The sequence below is a fragment of the Archangium sp. genome (assembly GCF_036388035.1).
Taxonomy (GTDB): Bacteria; Myxococcota; Myxococcia; order Myxococcales; family Myxococcaceae; genus Archangium.
In genome coordinates this window covers 1-11,297 of the sequence record NZ_DASVSO010000888.1, presented here as the reverse complement: position 1 = coordinate 11,297, position 11,297 = coordinate 1, and the positions used below count along the sequence as shown (strand labels likewise).

The following is an 11,297-nucleotide window of genomic DNA, read 5'->3' as shown; positions in this document are numbered from 1 at the left end:
TCCAGGTAATCTCCTGACTCCACTGACACTTGGAGGTCCATGGTGGGGGTGGGCGGTGGGATGTCCTGGGCCGTCCCCACGCAACTCATTGTCAGGGCCGTTACGCACAGCCCCGTTCGCAGATGGTGTGACCAGATGCTTCGCATGAACGCCTCCTCGTTGATGGGACTTCAAGAGCGCTCGTCGTCCGCCCGAGCCGCTGGCGGATCGATGATGACAATGTCGACACGCCGGTTCGCGGCGCGCCCCTGCTCCGAATCGTTGACAGCAATTGGACGGCTCGGACCATGGCCAGCGGCTTCCATGCGTGCCGGATGAATGCCGTCCTTCTGAAGCCAGCGCATTACGCTATGGGCGCGGCGGATGGACAGCGAGTTGTTGACTTGCGTCGGGCCCTGGCTGTCGGTGTGTCCCTCGATACGAATCTTCTGGAGCCAGGGGCTCGCACGAAGTGCGTCGGCTATGGCCTGCAGCACCGGGAAGCTTTCATCCAGCACCACATCCGTATTGCGAGCGAAGGTAATCGGCCGCTGGAGGAGCAACATGCCGTTTTTTACGGCGACCAGTCCGGGACACCCGCTCCTGGAACTCTCCATGGAGGGCGCACCCGGCTGGTCAGGGCAGGCGTCCATGGCGTCGGTCACGGTGTCATGATCGCGGTCGCCGGGGCTCTCGTCCTGGGAGGTTTCCGGCTCGGAGGCTCCGTCCGCTGGAGCCTCTGGCGAGACCTCCACCAGGAGTGGAATGGACATGGGAAGAGGAACGGCCACGGGGACGGAGAGGGAAACACCGCTCTTCTCACGAGGCAGCCCCGCGGGCGCTTGGTGACCCTCGCTCTGGGGCGTCAGGGTGGAGGTGGAGGATACGCGGACCATGAAGCGGAACGCTGGCGTGCCCAGCTGCCTCATCAGGCCCGCTCCAGCGGCCAGCCCCACCTGCAATGTCTGGCCGACCTTGAATTGGAGACCGAGCAGCACTTCCAGGCTCGTGTAGAAGGGCTTGAAAGCCTGATCGCGAGGAATGACCACTGTCATGAGCTGCGCCTCTGGGCCCAGCGAGAAACCCCGCTGCTTGTCCGTGTAACTGACGCGCGCACCGAGCCCCAGCTCCGAGCCTGCCCTGTCACCGCCAAGCGCGGGATGAAGGCCCTGACGTGCCTCGGGGCGGTAGAGGAAGGAGCCGGTGAGCGACCACTGAAGAGGGTGGCTGTAGCCGGCGAGTACAAGCCGGGGCATCACGCGAAACTCCTCGTCGCTCGTGTGCGGTGCCGTACCCTCGAGCATCCTGCGGAGCGGCAGCCACAGATAGCCGCCAGCACTGGCGGAGAAGGGGGTTGTGTCAGGCTGTCCATACAGGCGCAGCAGCATCCCCAGGCGTGGCTCTCTCGCGCCCACTCCCCTGAGCGGGATGGTGCCGGCAATGGAGGACTCCTCACCGGGGATGTTTCGGACCGCGGAGGTCGCCCAGGGGCTCCACGAGCGGGGCGACGACGAGCTGCCATTCGAGGAGTCACCTCGCTCCACCAGGGCGATGGGCAGGGAGAGCGAGAAGACACCGCAATTGCAGAGTGAGGCCGCCAGGTCGAGCTGGCCGAGCAGCTGATGTTCAATCAACACGCGGAGCGTCTGGAACTCTCCTGTGGCGCGTTCCACGCCGAGCACCAGCGGCTTGTGCGCGTAGTTGAGGCTGAGTCCAACGGAGAACGAGTCGGTCCCGAACCTCGGCACGTCCACCATGAGGGAGGGCTCTCCCGCCGGCGTGGACTCGAAGCTGCCAAGGTGGATGCCCTGGCCCGGTCGTGTCAAAGGGGCCGCGCCCGCGGTCCATCCAGCCAGGAGAAGGACAACAAGGACACTGATTCGCGAGCGCCCGCTTTCCATGTCAGCACCATCCGCGTTCCGAGAACGAGCATGAGGAAGCGAAACCGTCTTCCCCGGCGGTGATGACTCTGGCGATTCTTCCGCGAGCGCACTGTGAATGCCTCCACACGTAAGAGGTGAAGTGCATCACGCGTAGCCGGTCATGTTGGGAGGCGCCCGGGGGGTGTGAGTCCCTTCTCAAGAAGGCTGTGAATCCATTTACATCCCCTGGTCGGCAATAGCTGCAATGTGCAGCACACCAGGGCCGCCAGGGCATTGGCTCCCGGGTGCACCATCACCACGAGGATCCCTCTTATGATGAGCCGTATCCACACGCTCCTCATGCGGGCTTTTGCGCCCCACGCGCGGCTGGCCGTGGCCGCGCTCTCGCTGAGCATCGTCGCATGCTCGCCTGCGTCGCCTCCGTCTGCGCAGTCCCCTTCGAAGAGCCGGCAGGCGTTGACGTCTACCCTGTTCAGTTACGGCTTCGAATCCGGTCTCGGCGCCTTCACCGCTACCACCACTTCCGGTACGGCCACGTGGCACACAGTGACGACTCAGCAGACGCTCGCGGTCTCATCCGCCTTGAATCCGTTCGCGGTGACGCTCGCCGACACGGGCGAACATCTTCCGGCGGCGGGCGGCTCGAGCGTCGTGTGGTTCGGCGACAACTCCACGGGCACGTTCATCGGCGATCCGTACCCAGAGCAGTCGCCGAAGCAGGGCGGTACCTCATCGCAGGTGCAGGACGGAAACCTGACCTCGCCGCCAATCTCGCTGAGCGGCGTCGCCCAAGCGCAGCTCGAGTTTGACAGCTGGTGGGAGATTGAAGGCACCGCGGCGGCGGCTTACGATCTCATGCAGGTCTGGCTGTCCAGTGACGGGGGGGCGTACACGCTGCTGGGGCAGCTGAACCCCTCGTTCGCCGCGCAGCAGCCCGCCGATGCCGCATACAGCTCTGGTGGCCCTGCCGCGCCTCCCGTGTGGCGGCACTACGCGTACGACATCTCCGCCTATGCCGGAACGAGCGTGCAGATCCAATTCCGGTTCAGCTCGAAGGACACGAAGTACAACGCGTTCCGCGGCTTCACGATCGACAACGTCTCGGTCGTGGGGGGCACGGCTCTCCCCGCGCCGACGATCTCCGCCGTGTCGCCCAGCTCCGGCACTAAAGATGATCTCGTCACCCTCCAGGGCGCGAACTTCCAACAAGGCGCGGGGTTCTACCTGGGGAGCACGCAGATCCCCGCGAGCAGCATCACGCAATTCGGCGCGAACTCGATGATCTTCAAAGTTCCCTGGGTCGTTGAGGGCACCTACGACGTCAAGGTCGTGAACCCTGACGGGCAAACGTTCACGCTTGGCAACGGCTTCACCTACTCCACCACGTCTTCTCCATCCATCACGGAGATCAACCCTGCAACCGCGACCGTCGGAGCTTCCCAGCACGTCACCATCTCGGGCTCGAACTTCGTGAGCGGGGCGACCGTGTCGCTCGGCAGCACGGCGGCGACCTCCGTCACGGTCGTCAGCCAATCGCAAATCACCGCGACCGTCCCTGGCTTGGGGGCGGGCACCTACAACATCCTGGTCACCAACCCGACGGGGCAATCGGGGATGAAGTTCGCCGCGTACACGGTGAGTGACACCTCGACGATCACGGTGACGGCACCGAACGGCGGCGAGAGCTGGGTCGCGGGCTCCACGCGCAACATCACCTGGAACTCCTCCGGAACTCCGGATGTCGACATCGACCTCTATAAGGGTGGCGGCTTCGTCGCGGCGATCGCATCCGGCACCGCGGCAAGCGGCGGAACGTATGCATGGAAGATTCCGGCCAACCTGGTGGCGGGGAGCGACTACCGCGTCCGCATTTCCCGCCCCGGCGGTACGGTCAAGGACTCCAGCGACGAAGACTTCTCCATTGGCGTACCGAACATCGCCACGACGACAACGGTCAGCAGTTCGGTCAACCCCTCGGCCCAGGGGCAGGAGGTGACCTTCACCGCGACGATCGCTCCTGTGCCCTCCAGTGGCACCGTGCAGTTCCAGATTGACGGTGTGAGCTTCGGCGGTCCTATCGCCGTGTCGGGTGGCGTGGCGACCAGCATGGCGACGTCCTCGCTCGCCTCGGGTCAGCACTCCATTGTCGCGACCTATTCAGGTGCGACTCCGTACGTGACCTCATCGGGCTCGATGACCCACACCGTGAACACCGCGCCCGTCGCGAACGCGGACACGATCAGCACCGACGAAGACACCGCGGCGCTTGTCACTCTCACCGCGGTGGACACCGAGCTCGACGAGCTGACGTTCGCCATCATCCACCCGCCTGCCCACGGCACGCTCACGCTGAGTGGCGCCGAGGTCCTCTACTCACCGATGGCCGATTACCACGGTACCGATAGCTTCACCTTCAAGGCCAACGATGGTCAGGTGGACTCCGCGGTGAAGAGCATCTCGATCAACGTGGTGAGTGTGAACGACGCGCCAAGCGCGACCGCGATGTCGGCAAGCACCGAGGAAGACGTGCAGCTCGAACTCGCTCTTGCAGGCCACGACGCCGATAACGATGCGCTCACGTTCATTGTCGAGCGGCAGCCCGCCTTCGGGACCCTCAGCGGGAATCCGCCAAACGTTATCTATACGCCGAACGCGGACTACCTTGGCGAGGACAGCTTTACGTTCCACGCTCACGATGGCCAGGTGCGGTCGGAGTCCAGCGTCGTTTCGATCACTGTCGGCTCGGTCAACGATGCGCCGGTTGCGGAAACCACGCAGATCCACACAAATGAGGACACGGGGGTTGCAGTGCCCGTCATCGCGGCCGATGTAGATGGTGATGCGCTCACCTACACCCTGCTCACGCGGCCGGAGCACGGAACGCTCTCCGGCACGGCGCCGCACTTCACGTACACCCCGTCCGAGCACTTCCACGGCACCGACACGTTCACCTTCCGTGTGAACGACGGCCAGGCCGACTCGAACGTGGCCCGCGTCGCCCTCGTCATCTCGAGCGTGGATGACGTGCCTGTGGCCGCTCCGCAGCAGGTCTCGTTGTCGGAGGACGTGGCCAGCGAGCTGCGCTTGCACGGCTCCGATGTCGAAGGCGCCGAGCTGACATACGCCATCATCAACCCGCCGCGGCACGGCACGCTTTCGGGCACCGCGCCGAACCTCATCTACCGGCCGTGGGCCGATTACACGGGGGCTGACACGTTCACGTTCAAGGTGATGGCGGGCGGAGCGGACTCCGCACCGGCAGAGGTCGCCATCAACGTCGAACCCGTGGACGACGAACTCAGCGGCGGCGGTGTCGGTTGCTCGAGCACGGGTGCTAGCGCGGCTCCGTTCTCGGCGCTGTTGATGGTTGCAGTGGCCTTCTTCTGTCGCCGCCGGGCGGTGCAAGCCGCGGCGGTCGCGGTCGCGGTTGTGCTGCCTGGCGTGGCGGAGGCGCAGAACCACCTGCCCATCATCGAAGTCGAAGCCCTTCGCATCAACGCGAGCGGCGCGGACGGTCTCGTATCCGAGGCCGGGTTGCTGCTCGACCCGGGCACGTACCGCTTCGGTTTCGCGGCGCATTACGAGTATGAGCCGCTGGTGTACTCGCGAAACGGCGAGCGCGCAGGTGCGATTCTCAAGGAGCGCCTCACCACGCACCTCACCGCGGCTTGGGCACCGCTGAGCTGGCTCGAAATCAGCGCGCAGCTACCCGCCGTTCTCCATCAGGGGGGCGATAACCTCACCGCGTACGGTATCGGAACGCCCCAGAGCACAGTGCTCGGAACGCCCATGCTGCAGCTTCGTGCTTCGTCATGTCAGCAGCGACGCGGCAGCATGCTCGATGTGTCGAGCCGCATGGGCGTGCAGTTGCCCGTCGGCGGCGCATTCTCACTGGCGCGTGAGTCGGGTGTGGGACTCATGCCGCAGGTGAGTATGGGCAGGAAGGTGAACGGGTGGCTCCGCGTGGGTGGCGAGGTGGGGCTGGTCCTGCGGCCAGACGCGACATTCGATGGCTCTCGGCTCGGGCGCAGCACGTTCGAGATGGCGCTACTGGCTCATACGACCGGGAAGGGTCTACGCGGTGAAGTGTCGTGGCGCGGGACTTTCTCAATCAATAGCGGACGCAGCGGCAGCGAGTTTCTGGGGGGCTTTCGCATGCCCGTCACGCGCAAGCTCGAGGCATTCGGTGTTGCAGGCCTCGGACTTGGTCAGTCACTCGGCACGCCAGCGTTCCGTGCGTTCATGGGCATGGCGATGACGCTCGGGAACGAGCCCGCTGCAGCCGCCGTGGAACCCGTCGAGCCCGCGAAGCTCGAGCTGCCGCTGCCCACGCTGGCGCTGGGGGGCGAACCCGTCGCGGAACGGGTGCGCGAGCAATGAACCATCCCCAGGCTCCACTCCATGTTCTGCGGCGTGGGCCAGTTTTTGTGTTTTCAGCCCTCGGGGAGCCAGGCTGGACCTGCCAACCAGAATTGGCGTTCCTGGCCCATCGTCACTCGTAGACGAAGCGCTCGACGGCGACGAGCGGCATGTTGTGTGGGAACCGGGCGTAGCCAGGCGGTGAAGGCTCGTTCTCATACAGCCCATCCCGGTTGCCCAGCCGGAAGCACACGGGGAGTTCTCTCCCATCGGTCAGCTTCACCTTGTCCCAGCGGCCATAGACCTTCTTGCTGCCAAACGCGTCCACGCCGTTGCCGCTCACGTACAACCGGCCGAACAACACCGAGCCTTCGGGGATGTCACCAAACCTGTACACGAAGCTGCTCACCACGGGACCGTCCTGATAGGTGGTCAGGCCACTGAGCGCCCTCGGTTTGGAGAGGTCGATCCACGCTTCCGCGCCATCCTCGATGTCGATGCGCAGCATTTTCATGGCGGCGAGCGCGTCGCGAGAACACTCCTCCGGCACGGGCCGCTGTGGCACCCCGGCGCACGCCGCCACTCCTCCTTGCATCAGACAGAGCATCAGAGCCGTTTTCACGGCGGCGGAGGTGTCGGCCGTGGCGGTGGAGGGCTTGGGCGAGGGCTGCCGCTTCTGCTGGGGCTTCTTCTTCATGGGAACGCTGTCCTCGGGGCGCACCGACTGCGCGGTGGCCGCGGAGGGGAGATCCACAGGCGGCTGCGGGGCCGCGGCGGGCGCAGTGTCGAGCACTTGGCCCTCGGGAGCCACTTCCTGTACCAGTGCCGGTGGGTGGATAGGCGCTACCTGAGTGGTGGGATATGCGGGGGCGCGTGCATGTTCTTCTTCTCCTGTCTTCCAAAGGAGCGGGGAGAGGAGGACCGCCACCAGGAGGGCCATCCCGACTGCGAGACCCGGCACCACGGCCTTCTTGTCGCGGCCGGAGGGCTGGTGAGGGGGTGGGGGTGCGGAAGCCGGAGGCCGCGCTGGAGGTGGCGCGGGTCGGCGGATGCTCCGCTTGGACGTGGTCGACACACCCTCCACTGCTTCCTCTTCTGACTTCTCCTCCCACTCGAAGACACGGGCCTCCCACGGCACGGGCTCACCGAAGGTCGCCGCCGCGACCAGCGCCGCGTGCACCTCCTCCCCGTTGCGGTAGCGCTCCGCCGGCTTCTTCGCTAGCAGCCGCATGACGATGTCGCTCAAGGCCCTGGGCACCCGGGGGTTGATCTCCGAGGGGGCCGCCGGCACGCGGTGCGCGATGTCCAGGTACAGGACCGCCTTCAGGTCGGCGGTGTCCGAGAAGGGGTAGTGCCCCGTCAGGGCCCGGTACAGACACACCCCCAGCGAGTACAGCTCGTCCGCCGGGCCGTAGGGGTAGCGCGCCCGGGGCTCCTGGCCGTGAGCCAGCCAGAAGCATGCCGCCTCGGGGCTGCGCAGGTGCGCGGTGCCCGGCGGGAGAGGCGTCTCGGTGAGGGTGCTCGCCCCTGTGTAGTCCCCCGCTCCGAAGTCCACCAGCACGGGCCTCATGTCCGGCTCCCGCACGAGCAGGTGCTCGGGCTTGAGGTCGCGGTGCAGCACTCCCCTCCCGTGCAGCGCACCCAGAGCGAGCGCCGCCTCCGCGCCCACGGACGTCAGGCATGCGAAGTCAGGGTTGTGGTGCTCGACCCACAGGTGCAGGGGAAGTCCCGGCACGTACTCCATTACGAGGAAGGGACGCCCGTGGGTGGGGTGGGGCCAGTGGCCCACCCCGTGACAGCGCACCACGTTGGGGTGTACGGCCCTGTCCAATAGCAGCGCCGCTTCGCGTCCAGCCCGAACGTCCCCGACGTACAGGGCCACCTTGAGCGCGCAGAAGGTGCCCGGGTGCTCCACCGACTCCGCCCGGTAGACGGCCCCATAACCTCCCACCCCTACTCTCTCCAGGAGCCTCCAACCTGCCACCACCGTGCCGGGCTCCAGCATCGCCGCGTTCATCACGTTGTCGCGCATGTTCGGAGAGCCCTCGCTCAGAGCTTCAAATCCTTGAGATGCACGGTGCGCCCGCCGTTCTTCTCGCGGAGTTCCAGCCGCAAGAGCCTGGGGGGCACGCCGGGGACGAGCTCCACCTCCACGGCCGCGTCGCGCTCCTGGCCCGGGTCGAGCCTCGTGCCGTCCATCCACACCGGGGAGCGGCCCACCACATGGCCCTTCATGTCCAGCAGCCACGCTTCGCCGGGCACCCAGGGGGGCGAGGCGGAGGAGAGCTTCAGCCTCATGGCCACTACGGCGAGTGTGTCCGAGCGGTAGAGATTCTTGGTCAGCGTCTTGAGGTCACCGACATCGGTCACATCGAGCGCCCCCTGCATTCGGGTGAAGGTGATGGCTCCGTTCCCCAACCGTCCCGAGAGAACGAGCCTGGCGAAGAGGCCGGAGGTGTAGCGGGCGCGCGGAGTCTCGGGCCGGAGCTGGAGGGGTGGGGCCTGTCCGGGAGGGGGCATCACCCGCACCTGCACATCCACCTCGCCGCTGGCGGGAACGAGCAGGAAGGAGGCCCGAGCGGGCGAGTGCCCATCGACGAAGCCCACCATCAGGAGCACCCCGGCCTCGGGCAGGTCCGTGGTGGGCTCGATCGTCACGGTGGTCGCGCCCACCTCCATGGGGGCGAGGAGCCCCTCGGTCCCTTCCGTCACGACGACCGCCGATTCGAACGGAGCGCCGAAGCGGAATGTGGTGGCGAAGCCAGGAGCGACGCGGACCTGGGCGACCGGGGCGGAGGTGACCTCCGGAATCACCACCCGCAGCGCGCGCAACACCGGGGAGCTGACCTGCGAGGAAGGTGCATCCCCTGGACGACCGGCCAGGGAAACGAGGAGTGGGACGAGACCGCAGAGGGCGGGCAGCACGTGGGGAACACCTCCGAGCCGCCTCAACCTATCAGGTCAACAAGAACCGGACGCCGATTTCACACGTCGGCTCAACGGCGTGCTGCGCGCCCGACCTTCACGGCCTTCGCCGTGCGGTTCCACACCCGGTTCTTGTATTGGGCGATGAGGTAGTTGGCGAGCAGCTCGATGTCCTTGGACGTGTTCTGCAGCTCGTTCCACTTGCGCTGCTGCCCGCCTCCGAAGTCCCAGTAGCCAGCGGTCCAGTGGCAGATCTCCTTGAGGGGCTGGAGATCGGCCTCGTACTGCATGGCGGTGGGAATGTGCGTGTCATGGAGGCGATCGGTGATGGCGTCCATGATGAAGCCCATGCTGACGATTCCGGCACCATGCATGAGCCGCGACTTCTTGGGCGGGAGGGCCCAGGCCGCTGCGAAAACCCGGGAGGCCGCCATCCAGTAGTTGCGCAGCAGTTCCAGGATGGGCTCGACGTCGGCCTCCAGGCTTCCCGCCCGACGGAACTTGTAGAGCGCCCCATCGCTCAGGCTGTTCTCGAGCATCTTGAGGATGGAGTTGTCCTTGATGAGGCCCGTCGGATTGGTCGCGGTGTGGATCATCCCTCGCAGGGGCGAGCTGATGTCCAGGTTGAGCCGCTCCAGGAGCTGGGCCGGGAGTCGGCGGCGGTTGAGCAGTGACGGCAGCTGGGCGGTCGTCTTGGGGAGCAGCTCGTAGATGAGCCCCTTGGGCAGGGGCTTGGTCGAGTTGACGAGGATGAACTGCTCGGTCTGCTGGCTGACGTCGTTGGTGATGAAGGCCGTCACACAGACGGGGAAGCACTCGATGGTGGCCTCGCGGATGGCCGCCAGTCGCTGCTGACCGTCCACGATGAAGCCCGGCTTGCGCTCATCGGGAAGGTTCTCCTCCAGGGGGATGATGATGAAGCCCGGATGCGCGTAGTCCGAGGGAGAGGCGCCCTTCATGGGCTCGAAGCGCACGCGCGAGTCGAAGGCCAGCACGATGGCGTTGGGCACCATCGGCGAGGGGCTCTCAAGGTAGTTGCGGATCTCCTCGATGTGCGAGAGCACCTCGGGCCGCTGATAGCCGTGCAGGCTGCCTTCCTCCGTGCGGCTCACGCGCGAGATGGTGGCGAAGTGGTGCACCAGCTTCCCGTCCACCGCGAAGGAGTAGAGCTTCCGCCCTGGGGACTGGCGCACTTCGACGGCGGGAAGCCTCAGCTCGTTCTTCATGTCTCGTTTCCTTGTATCAACCACGGGCCCGAGCCCTAACCGGCGCGTCCAGCCCGAGTCCCTGGAGCTGGCGGTAGAAGGTCCAGATGTTGTGGAAGCCGCGCCTCCGGTTGCGCTCCGCGCCGCGGAAGAGGATGACGTGATGCTTGAGCGCCTTGCACACCTCGCAGGGGCAGCGGCGCCACGGGGCATCGGTCAGGGTCTTCTCGTAGGCGGCGGCGTGGTCCTTCTTCGTGTCCGGGTCGTAGAGACGCTCGTACTCCAGGAGCACCTCCATCACCTGGCTGACCGTGCGCCGGCCCGCCTCGAAGAGCCGCATGGCCTCCAGGCTCGCCTGCTCCAGGCGGCGTGCGTGCTCCTGGGACACCTTGCCGGAGGAGATCTTCTTCTGCAGGCCGGGGTTGCCCTCGACCTGGGGGATGCGGATCGCCGTGTACTTGTAGGTGTCCGAGTAATAGTTGTCGCGGTCATCCTTGAAGGCCTGCCGCAGGGGCGAGGTGCTGTCGAAGGATGCGATGCCCAGGCGGGAGAACTCCGAGAGGTGCTCGGTCCGCGACACGCCCAGCAGGTGAAGCCGGGTCCCGGGGCTGCGCACCTTGTCGATCTCCGCGAGGCACGCGAGAACCTCCGGTGACTTGAGGGGCACCATGCCGCCCAGGGCAATGTAGTCGTAGCCCATCTTCTGCAGCGCCTTGACGGACGCAGCATAGGACTTCGGGCTCCATCCCTGAGCGACTCCCAGGGGCTCGAAGGAACAGCGGCCCGCCTTGTTCTTCTGGCGGAACTCGGCGGCGAGCTCCAGGGTGAGGTTCTGCCTCTTCCGGAGGGACTCGGGGACAGCCTCCTTGCCAGCGCCCGGCTCGTCCGCCGAGGGGATGTAATCGAGGATGATGTGGTCGAGCGACACGCCGTAGTCGAAGCGGCT

At 66.1% G+C, this 11,297-nt stretch carries 6 protein-coding genes; 1 reads left to right on the top strand and 5 read right to left on the bottom strand.

Annotation, left to right across the window (positions count from 1 at the left end):
* Nucleotides 1-170: 170 nt before the first annotated feature.
* Nucleotides 171-1,736 carry an OmpA family protein gene (locus tag VF697_RS36450; RefSeq protein ID WP_331102414.1) on the bottom strand — a complete coding sequence of 522 codons (1,566 nt, stop codon included), beginning with the start codon at nucleotides 1,734-1,736 and terminating at the stop codon, nucleotides 171-173.
* 441 nt (nucleotides 1,737-2,177) lie between these two features.
* Here VF697_RS36450 and VF697_RS36445 point away from each other — a divergent pair, with 441 nt between their 5' ends.
* Nucleotides 2,178-6,242, top strand: a complete 4,065-nt coding sequence (locus tag VF697_RS36445; protein WP_331102412.1) for an Ig-like domain-containing protein — start codon at nucleotides 2,178-2,180, stop codon at nucleotides 6,240-6,242.
* 112 nt (nucleotides 6,243-6,354) lie between these two features.
* On the opposite strand, the gene VF697_RS36440 is transcribed toward VF697_RS36445, so the two are convergent.
* The 4 genes from VF697_RS36440 to dpdA all read right to left on the bottom strand — a co-directional run.
* Entirely contained in the window at nucleotides 6,355-8,253 is a 1,899-nt protein-coding gene (locus tag VF697_RS36440; RefSeq protein ID WP_331102410.1) for a serine/threonine-protein kinase, read from the bottom strand.
* Nucleotides 8,254-8,270: 17 nt separating this feature from the next.
* A complete protein-coding gene (locus VF697_RS36435; protein WP_331102408.1) occupies nucleotides 8,271-9,146 on the bottom strand; it encodes a DUF2381 family protein in 876 nt (291 codons plus the stop codon).
* 71 nt (nucleotides 9,147-9,217) lie between these two features.
* A complete protein-coding gene (dbpB, locus tag VF697_RS36430; RefSeq protein WP_331102406.1) occupies nucleotides 9,218-10,372 on the bottom strand; it encodes a DGQHR domain-containing protein DpdB in 1,155 nt (384 codons plus the stop codon).
* 16 nt (nucleotides 10,373-10,388) lie between these two features.
* The coding region (gene dpdA, locus VF697_RS36425) for a tRNA-guanine transglycosylase DpdA (protein WP_331102404.1) at nucleotides 10,389-11,297 on the bottom strand (909 nt) is incomplete at its 5' end.